The organism is Streptomyces sp. NA04227 (assembly GCF_013364195.1).
Taxonomy (GTDB): domain Bacteria; phylum Actinomycetota; class Actinomycetes; order Streptomycetales; family Streptomycetaceae; genus Streptomyces.
The window spans coordinates 3374395-3396272 of sequence record NZ_CP054918.1 but is presented as its reverse complement, the minus strand read 5'-3'; the positions used below and the strand labels follow the sequence as shown (position 1 = coordinate 3396272).

17 protein-coding genes are annotated in these 21878 nt (G+C 70.5%); 4 read left to right on the top strand and 13 right to left on the bottom strand.

Annotated features, from left to right (window positions below):
- Positions 1–106: 106 nt before the first annotated feature.
- Positions 107–2422: a right-handed parallel beta-helix repeat-containing protein gene (locus HUT18_RS14480; RefSeq protein WP_254878601.1), complete on the bottom strand. Its 2316-nt coding sequence runs from the start codon at positions 2420–2422 to the stop codon at positions 107–109.
- Positions 2423–2919: 497 nt separating this feature from the next.
- Here HUT18_RS14480 and HUT18_RS14475 point away from each other — a divergent pair, with 497 nt between their 5' ends.
- Complete coding sequence (locus tag HUT18_RS14475; protein ID WP_254878600.1) at positions 2920–5064, top strand: family 20 glycosylhydrolase; 2145 nt, start codon at positions 2920–2922, stop codon at positions 5062–5064.
- Positions 5065–5241: 177 nt separating this feature from the next.
- On the opposite strand, the gene HUT18_RS14470 is transcribed toward HUT18_RS14475, so the two are convergent.
- The 3 genes from HUT18_RS14470 to HUT18_RS14460 form a co-directional block, all read right to left on the bottom strand.
- Complete coding sequence (locus tag HUT18_RS14470) at positions 5242–7065, bottom strand: RICIN domain-containing protein (RefSeq protein ID WP_254878599.1); 1824 nt, start codon at positions 7063–7065, stop codon at positions 5242–5244.
- Positions 7066–7446: 381 nt separating this feature from the next.
- Positions 7447–8058: a hypothetical protein gene (locus HUT18_RS14465; protein WP_176101074.1), complete on the bottom strand. Its 612-nt coding sequence runs from the start codon at positions 8056–8058 to the stop codon at positions 7447–7449.
- A 155-nt stretch (positions 8059–8213) separates the two neighbouring features.
- The gene (locus HUT18_RS14460; protein ID WP_176101073.1) at positions 8214–9401 is read right to left on the bottom strand and encodes a serine/threonine-protein kinase; all 1188 of its coding nucleotides are present in this window, start codon (positions 9399–9401) and stop codon (positions 8214–8216) included.
- A 78-nt stretch (positions 9402–9479) separates the two neighbouring features.
- On the opposite strand from HUT18_RS14460, the gene HUT18_RS14455 reads away from it, so the two are divergent.
- Together HUT18_RS14455 and HUT18_RS14450 are read left to right on the top strand one after the other, a co-directional pair.
- The gene (locus tag HUT18_RS14455; protein WP_176101072.1) at positions 9480–10211 is read left to right on the top strand and encodes a hypothetical protein; all 732 of its coding nucleotides are present in this window, start codon (positions 9480–9482) and stop codon (positions 10209–10211) included.
- Positions 10208–10846 carry an RNA polymerase sigma factor gene (locus HUT18_RS14450; protein WP_176101071.1) on the top strand — a complete coding sequence of 213 codons (639 nt, stop codon included), beginning with the start codon at positions 10208–10210 and terminating at the stop codon, positions 10844–10846. Before HUT18_RS14455 ends, HUT18_RS14450 begins: the two co-directional genes overlap by 4 nt.
- A 58-nt stretch (positions 10847–10904) precedes the next feature.
- Here HUT18_RS14450 and HUT18_RS14445 read toward each other — a convergent pair whose 3' ends face one another.
- From HUT18_RS14445 to HUT18_RS14435, 3 genes are all read right to left on the bottom strand, one after another.
- Entirely contained in the window at positions 10905–11339 is a 435-nt protein-coding gene (locus HUT18_RS14445) for a DUF3592 domain-containing protein (protein ID WP_176101070.1), read from the bottom strand.
- A gap of 274 nt (positions 11340–11613) precedes the next feature.
- Positions 11614–12921, bottom strand: coding sequence for a cation:proton antiporter (locus tag HUT18_RS14440; protein WP_176101069.1), 1308 nt, complete (start codon positions 12919–12921; stop codon positions 11614–11616).
- A gap of 6 nt (positions 12922–12927) precedes the next feature.
- Positions 12928–13413 carry a cation:proton antiporter regulatory subunit gene (locus tag HUT18_RS14435; protein ID WP_176101068.1) on the bottom strand — a complete coding sequence of 162 codons (486 nt, stop codon included), beginning with the start codon at positions 13411–13413 and terminating at the stop codon, positions 12928–12930.
- A gap of 109 nt (positions 13414–13522) precedes the next feature.
- Here HUT18_RS14435 and HUT18_RS14430 point away from each other — a divergent pair, with 109 nt between their 5' ends.
- Positions 13523–13981, top strand: coding sequence for a hypothetical protein (locus HUT18_RS14430; RefSeq protein ID WP_176101067.1), 459 nt, complete (start codon positions 13523–13525; stop codon positions 13979–13981).
- Between the two features lie 125 nt (positions 13982–14106).
- On the opposite strand, the gene HUT18_RS14425 is transcribed toward HUT18_RS14430, so the two are convergent.
- The 6 genes from HUT18_RS14425 to HUT18_RS14400 form a co-directional block, all read right to left on the bottom strand.
- Complete coding sequence (locus HUT18_RS14425; protein ID WP_176101066.1) at positions 14107–14763, bottom strand: fasciclin domain-containing protein; 657 nt, start codon at positions 14761–14763, stop codon at positions 14107–14109.
- Positions 14764–14840: 77 nt separating this feature from the next.
- Positions 14841–16355 (bottom strand): molybdopterin-dependent oxidoreductase, encoded by a 1515-nt coding sequence (locus HUT18_RS14420; RefSeq protein WP_254879011.1) that lies wholly within the window; start codon positions 16353–16355, stop codon positions 14841–14843.
- A 590-nt stretch (positions 16356–16945) separates the two neighbouring features.
- Positions 16946–18133, bottom strand: a complete 1188-nt coding sequence (locus tag HUT18_RS14415) for a Gfo/Idh/MocA family protein (RefSeq protein WP_176101065.1) — start codon at positions 18131–18133, stop codon at positions 16946–16948.
- Positions 18134–18162: 29 nt separating this feature from the next.
- A complete protein-coding gene (locus HUT18_RS14410; protein WP_176101064.1) occupies positions 18163–19815 on the bottom strand; it encodes a hypothetical protein in 1653 nt (550 codons plus the stop codon).
- A 29-nt stretch (positions 19816–19844) separates the two neighbouring features.
- Positions 19845–20756 (bottom strand): carbohydrate ABC transporter permease, encoded by a 912-nt coding sequence (locus tag HUT18_RS14405; RefSeq protein WP_254878598.1) that lies wholly within the window; start codon positions 20754–20756, stop codon positions 19845–19847.
- A gap of 11 nt (positions 20757–20767) precedes the next feature.
- Positions 20768–21730 carry a sugar ABC transporter permease gene (locus tag HUT18_RS14400; RefSeq protein ID WP_254878597.1) on the bottom strand — a complete coding sequence of 321 codons (963 nt, stop codon included), beginning with the start codon at positions 21728–21730 and terminating at the stop codon, positions 20768–20770.
- Positions 21731–21878: the final 148 nt, after the last annotated feature.

Here is a 21878-nt window from a genome sequence, read left to right as displayed (position 1 = left end):
CGCAGGGGGGACGGGGAGAGGACCGTGCCCGTGCCCGGGCCTCTCCCCGTCTCCCTCCTCTCAACTGGCCGTCCGGCAGGCCCGGTTCACGGGCGGCAGGCCCGGTTCACGGGCGGACCGCCACCTCCGTCAGCCCGAGCGCCTGCTCCCCGGCCAGCTGGACGCGTACGTACCGCGCCGGTCCGTCCACCTCCACGACATCGCGGTACGCGGTGTTCCCGGTCACGTGGATGGTGCGGACGCCGGACTGCCCGCGTGCCGCGTCGAGGCCGGGCTCGGTCAGCGGGCGGTCCGAGAGCAGCAGGTAGTAGTCGGCCAGCGGGCCCGCGCCCTGGTTGACCACCTCGACGGTGCCGACCCGTCCGGTGCTGCCGAGGTCGGCCTGCCAGTACGGGTCCCGCTGTGCGGTGGTCAGGCTGTTGCTGAACGGGTCCGCGTCGGCGGCGCGGCCGGCGGCGGCGCCGTTCGCGGTCGACGACTGGGTCAGGGAGACACCCGTGCCGCGCACCCGGTCCCGGCCGATCCGCTCCACCTCGCGGACATCGCCCGCACCCGCCGCGCGCGCGACATCGAGGGCCTCCTCGGGCAGCGCGGTCAGGCCCGTGCGGTTGCCGGTCATGGCGCTGCCCTGCCCGGACAGGGCCGGGGCGTGGACGTCCGACCAGTTCCCCTCGGCCCGGTTGTCGATCCCGTAACTCGCCCAGTTGGAGACCCACTTGCCCCCTACGCGGGTGAGTACGTTGCCGCGTACCCGGAAGTGGGAGCTCTGCTCGTCGAGGTAGATCCCGTTGCCGTCGCGTTCCGTGCCGCCGTACTCGCTGCGGTTGACGTAGTTGCCGGAGATCACCGAACCGGGCTGCGCGCCCTGGGTGTAGATGCCGCCGCCGTCGTGCTGGCGGGAGGAGGGCATCATGACGTTGGTCAGACGGTTGCCGGTGATGTTGTTGTCGCGCATCACCGACTCCTGTGCCTCGGGCTGGTTCCAGCCCCAGCCGACACTGATACCGCTGTACGGAAGCCGGTCCAGGGTGTTGTGGTCCACCCGCAGCCGCAGCGGATAGCCCGCCCAGATGCCCACGCTGTCGGTGAACTCGACCCCGGTGTCCCGGACGACGTTGTACGCGACCGTGTCGTCCGCCGCCGTCAGCCCGGGCTCCGGGTCCGGGTCCGTGTCGCCGACGTAGACCGCGCCGCTGGAGAGATCACCGAAGCGGTTGCGGACGACCGAGGAGGCGCTGGTGCCGCCCTCCAGCCGGATGCCCGCCCCGCCGAGATGCGTGAACTCGCCGTCCGACACGGTGACTTGGCGTCCGGCGGTCACCGTGACCGCGGCGGCGGGCTTGGTGTAGTAGCGGCCCGACTGGTCCTCGGGGCCGGTGGCGCCGGTGAGGGTGAGCCCGGCCTGGGCGCCGGCGTACCCCTCGGCGGTCGAGGGCTGGTGCCACGAGGTGTGCCGGAAACCGAGGCCGCTCACGCGCAGGTCGTGCACCGGATCGGCGGCGGTGCCGCGCAGCTTGAGCAGGGTCTCGGTTCCGGGCACGGTGATCCGCTCCCGGTTCGGGTCGGCGCCGTCGGTGGCCGGCATGTAGTGCACGGTGCGGGTGCGCGGGTCGGCGAACCACTCGCCGGGCCGGTCGAGGAGCTCGTAGGCGTTCTCGAAGAACGCCACCCCCTTGTACTTGGCCGAGTCGACCGCGGTGCTGTCCCAGTACGGGCCGACCCGGCCGGTGCCGGAACGGGCGTTGGTCCAGCAGGGCTGTTCCAGTTCCAGGGTGGCGCCGTTCAGGCCGGTGGCGCCACAACGGTAGTTGCGCCAGCGGATCTTGACTGAGATCTCCAGGTCCTCGGGGTGCGCGAACCGCGGCACCCCGGTGGCCTCGGACACTCCCGCGACGCCCTTCTCGCTCACCGGACAGGCGGCGGCGGTGCATCCGGATCCGGCGGCGCGCGGGCGACGCTCGCCGTCCGCGTACAGCTGGCGCGGCACATGTCCGTCCGGCAGCGGCGCGCTCCAGATGCCGCGCCCGTCGTCCGACCGGGTCCAGCCGGTCACCGGACGCCCGGCGTCGAGCACCGGCCGTCCGGTGCCGGGCCGCGCCTTCCAGGTCACGGTGCGGCCGTCCCGCCCGGAGTCCTCGGGGCCGAGCACGAAGGCTTCGGTACGGGGGTAACTTCCGCCGGAGACAAGCACGTTGAGGTCCGTGGTGGCGGTGGGCAGCAGGCCGCGCACCTTGGCGCGCGCGCCTTCCAGGGAACAGGGCGCCTGGGCGGAGCAGATGGTTCCGCTGCCGTCCGGGGCGGCATACACGGTCGGCGGCTGCCGGTCATCGGCCGAGGCGGCGGGCGAGGTCGGAAGCCAGGCGGCCAGGGTGGTCGCGGCGACTGTCAGGAGGACGCTGACTGGTCTTGCTGGGCGGGGCACGAGGAGCCTCCAGGAAGGGAGACGGGCTTCGGGCAGGCGTTGAACAGCCATCGAGAAGGCATCGATCAGCCATAGGGCAGGCATCGGGCAGGCACTCGATAGACATCGGATGAATGCCCCAGGACGCTAGAGCCGTCGGGGAGTTGCTCGCAAGGTATGCGGCAGAAGTTCCCGTGAGTCCTCGATCACGGGGAAGATTGGTCGGATGTCTTGTTGGTGCAGGGTGCTTGACGGGTGCGAGTGGGCGGCCCAGCATGGGCGAGTGGCTGAGTGAACATGCGTTGAAACGGCCTTAATTGATCAGCATCACGCAGAAATTCTGGCGAGGTCGGTACCTCGGTGGGCTGTCTCCGAAGCCTTCGCCCGCCGACTCGCGCCACCGTCGCCGCAGCGCCTACACCCGCGCCGCCGCCGTCACTTGCACCGCCCGCCCCGTCCGAGCCGCCGCCGAAGCGAACCCACGAACCCATGAGGACCCGAGGACACGAGGACAGCCCGTGAACCCACCCGAACCCCGGCCCGCACTCCCGAACTCCGAGGTCTCACCGGTCACTTCGACGTCATCGGTCACTTCGACTTCCCCGGCTTCCCCCGCCGCCCCGGCGTCCACGGGCTCCCCCGTCCGGCGTCGCACCGTCGTCCAACTCGGCGCCGCCCTGGGTGCCGCCGCCCTCACCGTCACGGCCACCCCGGCGGCCGCCCGCGCACTCCCTTCGGCGGCGACCCCAACAGGCGTACCGGAAGGGCGAGTTGGCGACACCGCGCCCGTCACGATCCCGGCACTTCAGGAGTGGCGCTCCGCCGCCTCCGGTTCGAACCCCGGCTCGTACACCCTCCGTCCGGAGAGCAGGCTGCTGCTCGCACCCGGCGCGGCGGAGCGACTCCACGACGAGGCGCGGCTCTTCGTGGACGAACTCGCCGAACGCAGCGGGATCCGCGTACCGGTGGTCACGGCCGTGCCCTCCGCCGCCCGCACCGGCGACCTCACGCTGACGCTCGCCGCCCCCAACTCCCGCCTGGGCAAGGAGGGTTACACCCTCACGGCGGGACGCACCCTGGACCTCGCCGCGCCCACCGCGCACGGCGTCTTCCACGCCACCCGTACCGTGCTGCAACTGCTCGCGGACGGCGCCGCCGTGCCCGCGGGCTCCGCCGTGGACCGGCCGCGCAAGCCGGAGCGCGGGCTGATGCTGGACGTCGGCCGCAAGTACTTCTCGCCCGGCTGGCTGCGGCAGCAGATCGACGAGATGGCCTACCTCAAGCTCAACCATCTGCATCTGCACCTCTCCGACGACCTCGGCTTCCGCGTCGAGAGCGAACGGCACCCCGAGATCGTCTCCGCGCAGCACTACACCAAGGCGGAGATCACCGACCTCGTCGCGTACGCCGCCCGCCGCCACATCACCGTGATGCCCGAGATCGACATGCCCGGCCACCTGGCGCCGGTGCTCGCGGCGCACCCCGAGCTCCAACTGCGCGACAAGGACGGCAAGGCGCCCAAGGGCTTCATCGACCTCACCCAACCCGCCGCGTACGCGCTCCTGAAGGACCTGATCGACGAGTACGCGGCGCTGTTTCCCGACTCGCCCTGGTTCCACATCGGCGCCGACGAGTACGTCACCGACTACGCCGCCTTCCCGCAGCTCGCCGCCTACGCGAAGGAGCACTACGGGCCCCGCGCCAGAGCCGCCGACACCTACTACGGCTTCGTCAACTGGGCCGACGGCATTGTCCGTTCGCACGGCAAGACGACCCGGATGTGGAACGACGGCATTCACGCCGACGACGGCACGCTCGCCCCGCGGGCACGCATCCACGTCGAGAACTGGTCGCGTGCCGGGATCACCCCGCAGGCCCTGGCCGACCGCGGGCACACCCTCACCAACGAGTCCCGCTCCTGGACCTACTACGTACTCGGCCGCTACAAGCCCCCGACCACCCGCCTCTACGAGGACTGGCACCCGGACCTCTTCGACAACGGCGGCACGCTCACCGACCCGGCGCGCAACCGCGGTTCGGCCCTGCACGTGTGGTGCGACAACCCGGCCGTGGACAGCGAACAGCAGGTCGCGGGCGGGCTCGTGAAACCCCTGCGGGTACTCGCCCAGCAGCTCTGGGGCTCCCCCCGGCCTGTCCGTACGTATGCGGAATACCAGCAGGTCATCGGTGCGGTGGGCCACGCCCCCGGCTGGCCGGTGACCGCGCCGCGCGGCGATCTCGCGGCGCACCGCCCCGTCGCGGTCTCCAGCGTCGAACCGGTGCTCTCCTCCGACGGCACCATCAGCGGCGTCGAGCAGTTCAGCGGACTCAACGCGGTCGACGGCGAACCCGGCACCCGCTGGTCCAGCCTGCGCACCGACCCCCAGTGGCTCCGTATCGACCTCGGCACCGCCCACCGCGTCGGCAGTGTCCGCCTCACCTGGGAGTCGGCGTACGCGAAGGCCTACCAGGTACAGGTCTCCGACAACGGCACCGACTGGACCACCCTGCGCACCGTCACCGACGGGCGGGGCGGCACCGAATCCCTCAACGGCCTTGCGGGCAAGGGGCGTTACGTCCGTCTCCTGCTCGCCGGGCGGGGGACGTCGTACGGCTATTCGCTGTACGGGGTGGAGGTGTACAAGGAGGACGTGGTGCCGTAGGCCGTCACCTGAAGGCGCCCGAAGACGCAGGAACGACGAGATCCCGCTCGGTCACCGTGACCGGGCGGGATCTCGTCATCTCTTCGGCGGACCCGTCTTCGGCGGATCCCTCTGTGTCGGATCCCTCTTGGTCGGACCCAAGGGCCGGGTCTCAGCCCCCGACTGGGCCGAACCCGTTCAGGAACCGTCCTCCGGGGTCAGCGTCAGGGTCTGCTCGGCGGCCGTGCGGCCACCGCCGACGCTGTTGCCGGCGGCGGCGTCCCAGGTACGACCGGGCGTCGTCTCGGCGGCGCGGCCGGAGTCGTCGGACAGGCCGACCACCAGGCCGCTGTACCGGTTGACCAGCCGGAAGGTGCCGTTGGGCTTGCCGTCCGAGGTGCCGGGCACCACGAACCACTGCTGGCCGACGGACGGGCCCTTCTTCCCGGCCGCGGCGACCGTGGGCTTGGTCCCCCAGGCGCGGCTGCCCGTCGAGGCGGAATCGACGCCGAGCAGCTTGCCGGTGGCGGAGTTGGCGACCCGGTAGGAGCCGTCGCCGTTGGAGGTGAAGGTCCACGCGGCGCGGCCGGACGCGGCGGCACTGTCCACGGAGGTGGTGCCGGAACCGCCGTTGGCCTGGGCGAGGACGCGCCCGTCACCGTTGGCGACGCGGTAGGTCTTGCCCGAAGTGATCGGGGCGGCGGGCGAGTTGGTGTCGATGCTGAGGTTGATGTACTCGCTGGCGGAGTCGCCCGAGCAGCCGAAGGAGCAGTAGGAACGGAAGTCCTTGCCGACGATGGCGGAGCTGGTCTTGTTCTTGCTGTCGAGGAACCAGCGGTACCAGGAGGCGTTGGTGTACGAGCCGGTGTCGCCGATCAGCTTCCACTGCTGCTTCGACAGATCGTCGGTGGCGTAGAACTGCTGCGGGGCCTTGCCGCTCTGGTCGACGGCCTGGGGCTCACCGATGTACAGGCCCAGGTGGGCGTTGTAGGTGATGTCCATGACGAACAGCGGCGAGGTCGGCGGTGTCTTGCCTGCCTCGACCTGCTCGGTCACGGTGCCGGTGTTGGCCGGGTCGTACTCCTTGTCGACGGGGGTGTAGCCGGTGGAGCTGTCGGCGCCGACCGGCACCATGTTGCTCTCCTTGCCGCCCTTGCCCGGCTCGGACCACTTGCCGTCGTACCACTTCTGCCAGGAGTCGGGCGCCATCTTCTCGGAGATCGGGGCGCGGGCCACGTGCGCGTGGAACGCCTTCCAGCTGCCCCCCTTCCCCTTGTCCACGATGCGCGAGCCGTAATACACGTAGAAGTAGCCGGAGGCGGTGTCCACGTACAGGCGCGGGTCGCCGTCGCCGTAGTGGTACGTCTTCTCCGGGAAGGCGGCCGAGTCGTCGCGCTTGGTGCTGTACGGCGAGGTCAGGACGTGGTCCTTGATGTCCCAGGTCTTGCCCTTGTCCTTGGAGACCGCGTAGTCGATCGCGTCGTAGTGCAGTCCGTCGCCGAAGGGCTGCGGAGTGAACTCGTTGTGCACCAGGCCGTACCAGTCACCGGAGTCCGGGTCGACCCACACGCCCGCCAGGTCGCAGTAGTTGCGGTGCGCATAGCTGGATCCCGCGGGCGGATCCGTGGACTCCTTGCCGGTGACGCTGTTGTTGCAGCGCCAAGTGGTGTCGTTGTTCCGGTCCTTGTCGTTGGCCGGGTTCACCGCGTCACTGATCTCGGCGGACCGCTTGGCCGAGTCGAAGTCCTTGCCGGTGAAGAAGTCCCACTGGCGCTTGTCGGACGCCCCGTAGAGCGCGTGCGCCTGCTGGAAGTAGAAGGTCCCGTCCTTGTCGATGTACGTCCCGGCCGGGGTGTCGTCCGGGTGCGTCCAGGAACCCTTCTCCCCGACGTTCACCGTGTACTCGGCAGCGGCCGCGGCGGCCGGTTTCGCGGCGGCCGGTTTCGCGGCGGACGACGGCTCGGCGGCGTTCGCCAGCGCGCCACCACCGGCAATGGTGAGCGCCGCGGCGACAAGCGCCACGGCTTTCCTCTTTCGCGGAGCTGACACAGGTACTCCTTCGTCGTGGGGGGCTGAGCCGGACTGCGGCAGCTCCTCTCCATGGCTCACTCCAGATCGACAGACCTGGTCACGGGGCCGTGCACACCGCTGCGGGACCGGCATGAGCCAGCGTGCATCCTCCCGAAGGCTGTGCACATGGACGCAAGTGGCGCCGGACTTGGACTTTGTCCGTACGGGAGATGAAGGGGACATGTGGGGCGTTCGCCCGCCGGGTCTTCAATCTGTGACTGCCTCCGAGCCCAGGGAACGCACGTCGTGTGCACTCCCCGGGGCGGGCCTCGTGCGTCAGGTGCGCGTCGGGTGTGTGTCAGGTGTGCGGCCGGTTCGTGGCGGCGGTGTGCGTCACGCCTGTTCGCAGAACGGGACTTCCTCGGCGGGCTTCAGCGCTTCGGCCGGGATCCACTCGGCGTCCAGGGTGACCAGCCAGCGGTTCTCGTTCGAAGCGGGGCCGGAGTAGGTGTAGCAGAGCACCTCCGTGCCCCGGCCCTTGTCGAGGCGGCCGAGCTTCCGGTCGGAGGTGCTCGGGCCTTCGTACTTGTCCGTCGTCCGGGTCGCCTTCGCCGAAACGGTGACGTCGGGGCCGCAGTGCGCCGCCTCGCCGTCGAGCTTCACATAGCGGCCGGAGACCCACTTGGCGTCGCCCTCGGCGCTGACCAGGTACCAGTCGCGGTTGCCGGAGACCTGGGTGCCCTTGGTCTTGCAGTTGACGGTGATCTCGGCACCGTCGTCGTAGGCGTAGGTCGCCGGGGCGTGCGTGCTCGGCGCCTGCCGCGCGGTCAGGCCGCCGTCGGCGTGCACGGTCCCGTGCGGGAACACCTTGGCAGCACTGGCACTGGACTGCCCGACGGCGGCGGCAGCGGACAGCGTGAGCGCGGCGGTGCCCAGTACGGCGCCCACGGCGACGACGGCGGTACGCACCCGGCGGGTACGGGACGTGCGGTGACGGAACTGCATGATGCTCCTCGGGTGGGGCGGTCCGGGTGACCGCTTCAACCCGGAGAGAGTCGCGAACGTGGGGGTTTGTTGCCGGGAATCGCCGGGGTTCGGGATTTCTTCCTTGGGGCGGGGGCCGTGCGAGGTCCCCGTGCGCGGTTCGTTCGAGGGCTGCCTCAGCCGTGGAAGAGCAGTGAGAGTCCCAGCCAGGTGGTCACTGCCAGGACGGCCATCAGGCCGACCGCAGCGGCGGCCAGCTTGCCGCCGGACATTCGGGACTGGGGCTGGGACTGAGACTGAGGCTGGTTCTGGGACTGGGGCAGGGAGGGAGACTGCGACGGGGACGGAAGCGGGTTCGCAGGCGGGTTCAGGGTGTTCGCAGGCGGGTTCACCGTGTTCGCGGGCGGGGTCGGTTCGTCGCGGCCCGGTTCCGGGAGCAGCAGGGTCCCGCTGCCCCGTGCGGGAGCGGCGGTGGTGACGCTGTTGCTCGCCTTCGCCAACTCCGCGTGCAGTTCCCGCAGTTGGGCGGCAAGCGTCGCGGCCGTAGCCGGGCGTTCCTCGGGGTCGCCGGCCAGGGCGGCCCGTAGGATCGTGTCCACCGCCGGGGGCAGGCCCAGTTCACCGGCCACGGGCGGAGCCGTGCGGTGGAGCGGGCGCGTCGCGACATCGCCTATGCCGCTCTCGTCGGCGAACGGGCGGCGGCCGGTCAGCAGGGCGTAGACCACGGCCGCGGTGCTGTAGACATCGGCGCGCCGGTCCAACGGGAGCTGTCCGTGCGCCTGTTCCGGGGCCATGAACCCCGGCGTACCGACCGCCATCGTCAGCCCGGAGGCCTCCGCGAGCCGCTTGGCCATGCCGAGGTCGGCGATGACGACCCGGGCGTCCGCGACGCCGCCGTCCGCGTCCCCGGCGCCGTCCGTGTCCCCGTCCCCGTCGCCGTGGGGGCCGGAGGAGAGCAGCAGGTTCGCCGGTTTGAGGTCGCGGTGGATCACGCCGTGCCGGTGCAGTACCTCGACGGCGTCGGCGATCTCGGCTCCCCGCAGCAGCGCCTCGGCGGCGGGGACGGGGTGGGTGCAGAGGTCCTGGACGGTGCCGCGGTCGGCGTAGTCCATGACGAAGAAGGCGCGGCCGTCGGGCAGCCGGCCGATGTCGTACACGCCGATGACGCGCGGGTCGGTGATCCGCCGCAGCAGGCGGGCCTCGTCCAGGAAGCGCCCGCACACATCGGCGTGATCCAGCCAGTTCTCCGCGATGACTTTGACGGCGACGGGGACGTCCAACTCGTCGTCGTTGCCCAGCCAGACCGTGCTGAAGGCGCCCGCACCGATCCGTCGCCGTACGCGATAACGTCCGATGACTTCCATGGGGCACCATGATGGCAGCCCCTCGGACGGCGCCGGAAAGCGAGTGAGGGCGGCCGGGCCTCGACGGAAAGCGAGTGCATGAAGCGGAGCACCACCATCGGCACCCTGTGGGCGGCCGCCGCGGTCGGAGTCTGCCTGGGCGTGGCCGGTTTCCTGGCGATCCCCTTCGAATCCGGCAGCGACGCCGCCGCACCGACCGGGCCCGCCCCCACGTCCTCCAAGCCCCCGGCCTCCTCGCCGCCGCCCACGTCCCCGGCCTCCCCCGAGGCCTCCGGCCCGCCCTTCACCCGGAACGCGCTGCTGCTGCCCGCCGAGTTCGTACGGTTCGGATGGGGTACGGCGAAGCAGACCGCGGTCTACGACAAGGCCGGCAAGGACCTGGGACTGCTCTGCCTGTCGGGAGCCGCGGCCGCCGAGGGCGCGGCGGAGGAGTACGCGGGCACGTACCGGGGTCTGCAGACCGAGGCCGCCGAGGTCGTGGCCCGTTACCCGGACTCCGCCGCCGCCGAACGGGCCCTGGAGCGCCTGTCCCGGCGGGTCTCGGCGTGCGAGCCCGGCGGCGGAGCGCTGGCGGCCCGCCCCGGCACCCGGCACGAACCCCGTCTGTCCGGAGTCGACCGGGCCATCTGGTGGGACACCGACGCGAACCGGACGGCGCCCGGCGCGCGTCCTGACGAACGTGGCGTGATCGGTCTGGCACGAGTGGGCGACCGGCTCGTCGCCCTGTCCCTCACCTCGACGAGCAGTGACCCCGCGACGACCGTCCAGTGGGAGCCCCTGCTCGGCCAAGCAGCCCGGAGACTGGCATGACCGGCACGACCGGAACCATCGGAACGACTGGCACGACCGCAACGACCGGCACGACCGCAACGACTGGCACGACCGGAACGACCGCGGACCACCTCGCCGACCCCCTGGAGGACCTCCGCGCCGCCGCGACCGCGGGCGACCGGCGGGCGCTGGACGCGCTGCTCGCCGAGCTCCGCCCGCTGATGCTGCGCCGCTGCGCCCGCCTGCTGCCCTGCGTCGACGACGCCGAGGAGGCCTGCCAGGAGGCGCTCCTGTCGGTCGCCACCCATCTGCGTTCCTTCAACGGCTCGGGTTCGTTCCGAGGCTGGGTGATGGTCATCACCTCCAACTCCGCCCGTGCCACCTACCGGCAGCTCAAGCGCAGGGCCGAGACGGTCGCCTCCGTGCCACCGGAGGCGGCGGACCCCCGGACCACCAGCGTCATCGCCGGATCACGCCTCGACCTGCTCGAAGCCCTCGACGACCTGGAGACCGCCCACCCGGAACTGGCCGAGGCCGTCGTCCTGCGCGACCTCGCCGCCCTCACCTACGCCGAGGTGGCCGAGCGGACCGGAGTACCCCTGGGCACGGCGAAGGCCAGAATCCACCGGGGGCGGCAGTTCCTGCGACCGCGGTTGTCGCTGCGCGAGGGCTGACCGCGCACGCGGCGCGGGCGGGGCGGCCGCCCGGAGCCCGCCGCGGATCTGCGGATCTTCAGCCCTTGTGCGCCCCGTTCGGCCAGGACGTGACGAAGAACCAGGTCAGCCAGCTCGCCGCGCACAGGAACGCCAACGCGGAGGCGGCCATCGCCGAGCCCAGGCCCTTGGGCGACAGGACGTTCTCGGACGGCGCGACCGGCGCGACCAGGTCCGGGGACTTGGCGTCGTAGACGAGCGTGGTCCGGTCGCCCACCTGGAGCGGCGGATCGGAGAACGGTCCGAAGCTGTGGGTACGCGTGGAGCCGTCCTCGGCGACCACGTACTCAAGGAGCAGCATCGTTTTGTCATGCCGCCGCGACGTCTCGACGCACGTCGCGTGGGTGCGCACGCCGCGCTTGCGCAGCTTGCGGCTCGTGTCGTACGCGTCCCAGGAGGCACCGAACCCGACGAGTCCGAGCACTGTCACGCCCAGCGCCAGCAACACCGACACCTTTGTTCACCTGCCCCCGTTCACCGGGCTCCTCCACTGGAGCCGGAAATGTGATCGTACCGAGCGGCCTGCGAACTTCTTCGCATGACGTCGAAGTGCCCCTCGAACGCCGCCGCCCTGGGGGATCGAACCGGTCACCGGACTGCCGGTGGCGGTGGGCCCCTACGTAGAGGACGCGGCGTGGGCACAAAAGGTCGCGGTCGGCGACGGACTTGAGGATGAAGGCGGGGGCGTCGGCGCCGACTGCGAGCGGCTTTGCGGTACGGCCCAGCGGTCAGGACCGGCCGACCGTGTCCTGATCCTCCGCCACGTCCTGCGGCCGCGGGAGCGACTCCCCGGACTCGGCAAGTGCGTCCGCCGGTGCCTCGGCGGGTGCCTCAGCCGATGTCTTGGCCGGTGTTTTGGAAGGGGCGGCGGACCTGCCCAGCCGGGCGGCCAGGCCCATCGCGACGGGCTCGGTGAAGCGGGCGGTGAGCGGGCCGACGATCACCAGGATCAGTACGTACGCCGTGGCCAGCGGGCCGAGGGAGGGCTCGATGCCCGCCGTGACCGCCAGCCCCGCGATGACGATGGAGAACTCGCCGCGGGCGACCAGGGTGCCACCGGCTCGCCAGCGGCCCTTGGCGGAGACACCGGCACGTTTCGCGGCCCAGTAGCCGGAGGCGATCTTCGTGAGCGCGGTGATCATGGCGAGGGCGAGGGCGGGCGCCAGTACCGGGGGAATGCTGGAGGGGTCCGTGTGCAGGCCGAAGAAGACGAAGAACACGGCGGCGAACAGGTCCCGCAGCGGCGCGAGCAGGTTGTGCGCGCCCTCGGCGACCTCGCCGGACAGGGCGATACCGACCAGGAAGGCGCCCACCGCGGCCGACACCTGGAGCTGCTGGGCGAGACCGGCCACGAGCAGGGTCAGGCCGAGCACCACGAGCAGCAGTTTCTCCGGGTCGTCGCTGGAGACGAAACGGGAGATGTGGCGGCCGTAGCGCACCGCGAGCAGCAGGACGAGACCGGCCACGCCGAGGGCGATGCCCAGGGTCATACCCCCCGCCGCCAGACCGCTTCCGGCGAGCAGCGCAGTGACGATCGGCAGGTAGACCGCCATGGAGAGGTCTTCGAGGACCAGGATGCTCAGGATCACCGGGGTCTCCCGGTTGCCGAGCCGCCCGAGGTCGCCGAGCACCTTCGCGATCACGCCGGAGGAGGAGATCCAGGTGACACCGGCGAGAACGACCGCCGCCACCGGGCCCCAGCCGAGCAGCAGCGCCATGGCCGCTCCGGGCAGGGCGTTGAGCGCGGCGTCGACGAGACCGGCCGGATACTGGGTCTTGAGGTTGGAGACCAGATCGCTGGCCGTGTACTCCAGGCCGAGCATGAGCAGCAGCAGGATCACGCCGATCTCGGCGCCGATCGCCACGAACTCCTCACTGGCGCCCAGCGGCAGCAACCCGCCTTCGCCGAAGGCGAGCCCGGCCAGCAGGTACAGCGGAATCGGCGAGAACCGAAAACGTCCGGCGAACCGGCCGAGCAGCCCCAGACCGAGGATGATCGCGCCGAACTCGATCAGGAAAATGGCGGAGGAGTGCATGTCCGCTCACTCCCGCCCGAGTATCGCGGCGGCAGCCTCCACGCCCTCGCGGGTCCCGATCACGATCAGGGTGTCGCCGCCCGCCAGCCGGAAGTCCGGCTCCGGGGAGGGGATCGCGTCGGCGCGACGCAGTACGGCCACGATCGAGACACCGGTCTCGCTGCGCATCCGGGTCTCGCCGAGCAGCCGCCCGTTCCAGTGCGAGGTGGCGGACAGTTCGACCCGCTCGGCCACCAGTCCCAGCTCGGTCGTGGACAGCAGACTCGGGCTGTGGTGCGCGGGCATCAGCGCGTCGATCAGTGCCTCCGCCTCCGCCGAGGCCAGCCGCACGGACAGCGCACAGGCGTCCGGATCGTCCTCGCGGTACGCGCTCAACGTCCGTGATCCGTCCCGGTGCGCGACCACGGACAGGCGACGCTGCTCCCGCGTGGTCAGGTCGTAACGGACCCCGATCCCCGGCAAGGGCGTACGGCCCATACGCGCAGCGCCCATCTCTCACTCCCTGTCCGATTCCGCTATTTCTTTGGAGAAATTTTAATGACACCCTAACGAGCGCCCGCAGCCCGGCCTCCGGGCGGGCAGCACGGGAAGGAACGTGAGCATGATCGAGTGGGTGTCGCGCAGAACCGGGGCCCGGCCGGTTCCCGAGCCCATGGCCACCTCGTTGGTGTGGGCGGCGGCGTCCGGCTGCGCACTGGTGCTGGTGGGTTCCCTCAACGCCCTCGTGGGCCCGGGCCGTGCCTCACTCGCCCTGATCGCCCTGTCCCTGCTCGCGGCCGTCCTGGGCCTGCGCGCCCACTTCGCCGCGGCCCCCGGCACCGCCGTACTGTGCTGGCTCTTCCTCAACGGCTTCGCCATCCCACCCGCGGGCACCCTCACCTGGGCTGGACACCGCGACACCTTCTGGCTCACCTGCCTGCTCGCCGCAGCCCTCCTGGGTACCACCCTGGCCCGACTGCGACAGGCCCACGCCGCTTATCGCCGCGTCACGCCGGGGGGCGGGGGGTCCGGCGGGCTCGGGGCGGGTGGGGGAGCGGGGGAGCGGGAACCGCGCGGGTAGTGAGCGCGTACTACCCCGGCACAGCAATACGAGGGCGGACCCTGGGCCGGTGATTCCAGCCCAGGGTCCGTGGGTCGTACGCCGCGGGGTGTCCGTACGCCGTGGCGTGTCCGTACGCCGTGGGGTCAGCTCTTGGGCATGAGGACCGTGTCGACGATGTAGACGGTGGCGTTGGCCGTCTTGACGTTGCCGCAGACCACCTTGGAGGAGTCGTTGACGGTGAAGGACTCGCCGGAACCCGCCGTGGTCAGCTTCGCCTTCGCGAGGGTGTCGTAGGAGCCGTTCTCCAACTGCTGCGGCTTCAGCGGCTGTCCCACCACGTGGTAGGTGAGCACCTTCGTCAGCGCGGCCTTGTCGCCGAGCAGCTTGTCCAGGTCGGCCTTCGGAACCTTGGCGAAGGCGTCATTGGTGGGGGCGAAGACGGTGATGTTCTCGGCGTTGTTCAGGGTGTCGACGAGTCCGGCCTTCTTCACCGCGGTGACCAGGGTGGACAGCGCCGGGTTGTTGGACGCCGCGGTGGCGACCGGGGCCTGCGCCATTCCGTCGAAGGACCCCGCACCTTCCTTGGGCACCGAGGGACAGGCGGGCCCGAAGGGTTCGGACATCGCCGAGGTGCCCTCGGAAGGCGAGTCCTGCGAGGGCGCCGCCGAGGAGGAGCCCGGCTTCTTGCCGCCCTCGCCGCTCTTGTCGTCACCGTCGTCCGAGCAGGCGGTGAGGGCCAGCGGAAGAACGGCGGCGGCCGTGACGGCCAGGACGGTACGGCGCATCGTGTGGGTACGCATGGTGATCTCCTTCAGTGGTCGATAGGGGGAGGAGGGAGGGGGCGGGAACGAGGGGGGAAGGGAGGAGCGGGCGGGGGTCAGGGCACGTTGACCACCACCGAATGCCAGCCGGTCGCGCCGTCCGGGACCGTGCCCCGGCGCTCGGAGGTCTGGGTGGCGCCGGTGCCGTCCGTAGCGCGGACCTCGAGGGTGTGGTCGCCGGAGTCGGCCTGCCATTCCCACACCCACTGGCGCCAGGTGTCCTTGCCGACCTCGGCGGAGAGCCTGGCCGGTTGCCAGTCGCCGCCGTCCACGCGCACCTCGACCCGCGCGATGCCCCGGTGCTGGGCCCAGGCGACACCCGCCACCGCGACGGCGCCCGCGCGCGGGGAGGAGAACGGCCGCGGGGTGTCGATACGGGACTGGGTCCTGATCGGAGCCTCGCGTGCCCAGTCGCGGCGTACCCAGTAGGCGTCGAAGTCGTCGAAAGTGGTGAGCTCCAGCTCCGTGAGCCACTTGCAGGCCGATACGTATCCGTACAGGCCGGGGACGAGCATCCGCACCGGGAACCCGTGCGTGAACGGCAGCACTTCGCCGTTCATGCCGACGGCCAGCATCGCGTCGCGCCCGTCCATGACGGTGTCGACGGGGGTGCCCAGGGTCATGCCGTCCACCGAGCGGGCGACCAACTGGTCCGCCGGTCCGCCTTCCGCGGGCGGACGGACACCCGCCTCGCGCAGCAGACCGGCCAGCGACACCCCGAGCCAGCGGGCGGTGCCCGCGTACTTGCCGCCGACCTGGTTGGAGACACAGGTCAGGGTGATGTCCCGTTCGATCAGCTCGCGTTCGAGGAGATCGGCGTAGCCGAAGCGGAGCTCGCGGGCAACGCCCTTGCCGTGCAGGCGCAGACGCCAGGTGTCGGCGTTCAGGCGGGGGACGACCAGCGCCGTGTCCACCCGGTAGAAGTCCCGGTTGGGGGTGACGAACGAGCTCAGGCCGCGTACGCGCAAGTCGGAGCCGGAGGGGCGCGGACGGGCGGGCGAGGCGGGCCGCGGCAGCCTGATCGCCTCGCGGGAGGCGGCGGCATCCGCCCTCCGGGAGGCGGTCAACTGCCGTCCGGCCAGCCCCGATCCCGCCGAGACCAGTGCGGTGGCTCCGGCCGCGAGCAGCAAACGACGGCGACCGAAGCCCGACGGCCCGGGCCCCAGGCGCCCGGAGCCGCCGGGCAGCATCCCGGAGAGCAGCCAGAGGACCAGCGCCCCGACCAAGGCCCCGGCCACCGAGGGCCAGACATCGGAGCCACGGGCGGCGGGACGGCCCGCCGCGGCAACAGCACCGAGCACCCCGAACAGCAGCACTCCCGCAGCGCCCAGAGGACGCGCCCGCAGACAGACCAGACCGAGCACGAGCGCGAACAGGGCCAGGAGCACAAGGATGCCGAGCTGAAGCACGACCTTGTCGTTGCTCCCGAAGTTGCGGATCGCCCAGTCCTTCACCGGGGCCGGCGTCCGGTCGATCACCGCACCCCCAACTGCCGTCACCGGCGAGGCTTCCGGCCGCAACGCCCCCGCAAGCAGCTCGGCCAGACAGAGGGAGGCGAAGGCGGCGAGCAGTCCGCACAGGGCGGCGAGGGGGTAGCGGAGCCGGGGGTGGTGAGCGGGGGGTGGCTGGTGCTGCCGGGTGGGGGAGCTGGGGGCTTGGTTCTTGGCCGGGGTCGGGGGAGGGGTCGGTGCCGGTTCCGGGGTCGGTTCCTGTGCCGGTTCAGGGGTCGGGGGCTCGGCGGGCTCCGGCTGCTCTCGGTCGTCCGGGCGGGGGCCCGGTGTCTGCTCGCTCACGGCCGTCATTCGGTCCGGCGGGCCGTACGGCTTGGTCGTTGGCGGCGAACTCATCCCTTGGGGGGACTTCTGCGGAGGGGACCAAGCCGTGGGGGGTTGGGGTACGAATGACTGGTTCGGTCTTTACTGCGGTTCTGCTGTGCAGTGCAGTGTCGTGCTGCTCTGCTGTTGTGCTGGGGGCCTCGGGTTCCGGAGAGTCAACAGGCCGGTGACGTACGAGGGTTGGCGACCGGCCGCTGCCGTAAGGGTGGGCCGTCGCCTGCGGAGCCGACGGCCCACCCTCGATGATCAGGCTCCGGTGCCCGTCAGCGGCGCGTACACCACGCGGGTGTCGGCACGGAGATGGCCGCGGGGCCTGCCGGTCTCCGCTACCGCCCCGGTACCTCCTTGCGCTGCCCCGCAGCGAAGTAGTCCACCAACTCGGCTTCCAGAGCGGGCACTTCGTACGGAGTTCCGCCCTCTCGCAGGGAGCGGGTCGCCATCGCCCCGGCGGCGACGCTCATCCGGGCCGCGACGGGCGAGGTGTCCGTGTGCCCGCCCTCGCGGGCGAAGCGGCAGAACTCCTCGATGATGCGTTCGTCGGCCCCGCCGTGCGAGCCCTCCGCCTCGGGCACCCGGTACACGAAGTCGGCGTCCGCGCGGTAGGAGGAGGGGCCGGTGTTCCAGACCCGTACCTCGTCGCCGGGCCGGTCGCCGAAGTTCTCCAGGCGGCCCTCGGTGCCGATGACCGTGTAGTTGCGGAAGTAGTCCGGGCTGAAGTGGCACTGCTGGTACGCGGCGATCACGCCGTTGTCCAGCCGCATGTTCATCACCGAGACGTCCTCCACGTCCACGATGTGGTGCAGGTCCCGGCGCTTGGCCGGTGGCCAGTCGAACTCGCGCAGCCAGCCGTCCGGACGGGGGGTGTCCGGTGCGCGGCGCGGCAGGTCGCCGTAGACCATCAGGTCGCCCATGGCGTTGACCCGCCGGGTGTAGCCGCCGGCCAGCCAGTGGATCACGTCGATGTCGTGCGCGGCCTTCTGCAGCAGCAGTCCGGTGGTACGGCGCCGGTCGGCGTGCCAGTCCTTGAAGTAGTAGTCGCCGCCGTACGAGACGAAGTGGCGCACCCAGACCGTCTTCGGCTCGCCGATGTCACCGCGGGCGACGAGGTCCCGCATCAGCCGGACGACGCCCATGTGCCGCATGTTGTGGCCGACGTAGAGCCGGGTGCCCGTCCGGTGGGCGGTTCTCAGGATGGTGTCGCACTGCTCGACGCTGATACCGAGCGGCTTCTCGACGTAGACGGTCTTGCCCGCCTCGAGGGCCGCGCAGGCCAGGGCTTCGTGGGTGTCGTCGGGGGTGGCGACGATCACCGCGTCGACACCCGGGTCGTCGAGCAGCCTCCGGTGGTCCTCGACGGACACCGCTCCCTCGTACACGCCGGGTACCGTGGCGCGCACGGCCGGATCGGTGTCGGCGACCGCCGCCACGACCGAACCCCTGCCGGGACGGTGGGCGGCGGTTGCCAGGTTCTTCCGCAGTCCGAGTCCTATGACTCCGATACGCAGGTCTTCCACGTGCGGATCCTGTCCTTCGGTAACGGTCGTCACTTGCTGCCCGCGATGGTCTTCTCGTACTCCCGGCGCATCGCGTCGCCCGCGGTCCGCCGCCACGTGGGCAGGACCTCCTTCTTGTACGAGGACAGCGACTTGCGGCCGGCCACGATGTCCTTGACCGCGGTGTAGAGGGCGTCCGAGGACGAGGCGCCCTTGTTCGCGAAGGTGTCGGAGAAGTAGCCGGTGGTCGGGTCGGTGCGCCCGATCTTCATCAGCTCCACCTCGGTGGCGTGGATGGAGCGGGTGACCTCGGACTTGCCCGGCAGGTAGAGCGTCTGCGGCGCGTTGCCGAAGAAGTTGATCGCCTGCCGGGTGGTGAGCACCTCGGCATTGCCCTTGCGGTTCAGGAGTACGTCGCCGTCCTTGGAACGGGTGTGGTGGGTGCCTTCGAGGCCGTTGTCCAGGAAGAGCCGCTCCTCGGTGCCGAAGGGGGCGCTCAGGTAGTCCATGACCTTCAGGAGTGTGGGGATGCGGTCCTTGCTCACCTGCTTGCTGATGGCGGTGAACCCCACCGAGCCGTAGCCGTAGCTGTAGCTGGGCGACATCCCCTTTTCGGCGGCGAAGGGGACGACGACCTTCGCGGGCCAGTCGTACATGTTGCTGTCGTTCAGGAAGCCGGGGAAGGACTGGACGTGCAGTCCGAGGAAGCCGCCCTCCATCTTCTCCAGCGTGGTGGGCAGGTTCGGGTCCGGCCAGAAGAGCTGGGCCTGCTGGCACTTGAGGGCGAACTCGATCGCGGCGAAGTACTCCTCGGTCTCGAAGAGGTGGGTGAGCTTCCCGCCGTCCGTGCGCCACTTGTTGGGTGCCCCGTGCCACATCGCGAACTGGGCGATGTGGTTGACGTACGCCGGCTCCAGTACGTATTTCTTCCGCTTGGTGTCGAGGAGTTCCTTCGCCTTGTCGAAGAAGTCCTGCGCGTCGGCGAAGTCCACGCCGCCGACCGGCTTCCAGAAGTCCTCGTTGGCGACGTAGACCTGTCCGTGACGGCCGTAGGGGACGGCCAGTCCCCAGATCTTGCCGTTGAGGACGGCGGTGCGCCAGGCGAAGTCGGGGATGTTCGCCAGGTTCGGGTACTTCTTGACGGCGTCGCCCGAGAGGTACGAGGTGAGGTCGTGGAACTTCGCCTCGAGGAGGGCGGGGACGTTCTTCAGGCCCTGGTTCGGCGGGAACCACATGAGATCGGGGAGGTCGCCGCCCGCGATGGTGGCGTTGAACTTCGCGCGGTAGACATCGTCCGAGCCGAGACCGTTGACGATCGTCATCCGCAGCTCGGAGCCGAGACGCTTGTTCAGCTCCTTCCAGTACGTGTTCCTGTTCATCGCCGGGGCCGCGGTGGTGAAGGTCTCGGTCAGACAGGTCACCGGCTCCCCGTCGCCCGGCTTCCCGGCGACGCCGCGAGTCAGGTTCCTGGGGTAGCGCAGGTACGCCGGGTCCAGGCCTTTGGCGTTGCCCGCCAGGTCCGGGGCGGGGACCTTGGCCGGTACGAACGTGGGCAGTTTGACCTTGGCCGAGGCCGCGGCTCCGCCTCCCGAGGCGGCGGAGCCGGTCTTGCAACCGGTGAGCGAGGCACCGCCGGCGAGGGTCAGGCCGACGACGCCCGCGGCACCGAGCAGACCGCGGCGGTTGAGGTGGGTGCTGGACATGGTTCTCCTTCGGGTGCGGGCGTGCGGGGTCAGGCCTTGATGGCGCCGGTGAGTACGCCCTTGACGAAGTACTTCTGGAGGAAGGGGTAGACGGCGATGATCGGGAGCACCGCGAGGATGAGCACCGCCATGGACAGCGAGGTGGTGGCCGGCAGCACACTGACGCCGAGCGCCTTCGCGTTGAAGGTGTCGCCCTGGAGCACGTAGGAGCGCAGTACCACCTGGAGGGGCAGCTTGTCCGGGTCGTTGATGTAGAGCATCGCGTTGAAGAAGCTGTTCCAGTACCCGACCGCGTAGAACATGCCGACCACGGCGATCACCGCCTTGGACAGCGGCAGCACGATCCGGCAGAGGATGGTGAGTTCACCGGCGCCGTCGAGCCGGGCCGCCTCGTACAGCTCGCTGGGGACGCTCTGGAAGAAGGCCCGGACCACGATGACGTTGAAGGCGTTGAGCATGGTCGGGGCGACCATGGCGCCGTAGCTGTCGAGCAGACCGAGTTCCTGGACGACCAGGTAGCTCGGGATGATGCCGGGGGTGAAGAGGAAGGTACCGACGACGATCAGGAGCAGCGGCTTGCCCCCGAGCGTGCCGGGCCGGGACAGCCCGTAGGCCAGGGCGACGGTGCACAGCAGGCTCAGGGCCGTTCCGATGACGGTGACCCCGATGCTGACCGTCGCGGCGCGGGTGATGACGCCGCCGGAGAGGACCACCCGGTAGGCCTCCAGGGTGGGGTGCTCGGGGATGAGCACATAGCCGCCGTTGGCCGCGAGTTCGGCCTTGGTGGCGAGGCTGGTGCCGATGGCGAGCAGGAAGGGGTAGCCGACCACGACGATCATCGCCACCCCGACCAGGAACTTCAGTCCCTGGGTCGCCAGGCTCGGCCGTTCCATCCAGGCCGGGCGCTCGGTGCTGTTGCGGCGTCGCAGAAGTGCGGGCATCGAAGGTGAGCTCATCGGTAGACCCCCTGCTCACCGAGACGGTGGGCGAGCTTGTTCGCGAGGACGATCAGAATGAAGCCGATGACGCCCTTCATCAGTCCGGCGGCGGTGGAGATGCCCCAGTCGCCGTCGACGACACCGTGGAAGTAGACGTAGGTGTCGAGCACCTCGGCGGCGTCCGCGCCCACCGCGTCGCGCTGGAGCAGGATCTGCTCGAAGCCGACCGAGAGGATGTCGCCGAGCCGCAGGATCAAGAGCATGATCATGACAGGCCTGATGCCGGGCAGGGTGATGTGCCACATGCGGCGCAGCCAGCCCGCGCCGTCCATGGCCGCCGACTCGTACAGCGTGTTGTCGATGGACGCCATCGCGGCGAGGAAGATGATCGCTCCCCAGCCCGCGTCCTTCCACACGGCCTGAGAGGTGATCAGCAGAATGAAGGTGTCGGGGTTGTTCATGATGTTGCCGACGTGGATCCCGTTGTCGTTCAGCGCACTCGTGACCGTGCCCGCGCCGCCGAAGACCTGCTGGAACATACCGACCACCACGACCCAGGACAGGAAGTGCGGCAGGTAGACCACCGTCTGCAGCAGCCGCCGGGTCTTCGTGCTGATCAGCGAGTTCAGGAACAGCGCGAGGGCGATGGGCGCCGGGAAGTAGAGCAGTAGCTGTACGGCGCTGATCTCCAGGGTGTTCCACACCGCCGTCCAGAACGCGGGCTGTTCGAGCAGCACCGTGAAGTTGGTCCAGCCGACGAAGGGGCTGTCCTGGAAACCGAGGTACGGCTGGTACTCCTGGAAGGCGATGCTGTTGCCTGCCAGCGGCACGTAGAAGAACACCGCGAAGTAGAGCATCCCCGGCAGACACAGCAGGAGGAGCATCCGGTCGCGACGGAGCCGCGCCCGCAGCGGTTGCCGACGGGCGGACTTCCGCCCCTCGCCGGGCCTGCGCCTGCTGCCCCTCTGCCGGGCCACACCCTGCCGGACATCCGGAGAACCGGAACCGGCAGGCGTGTCCGGGCGGGGCGAGTAGGACGTATCGGCCGACACATGCACCTCCTGCGTCGAAAACGGAACACATGGACGGCAGCCCCAGGCCCGGCGGGCACACGGTGAGCTGCCA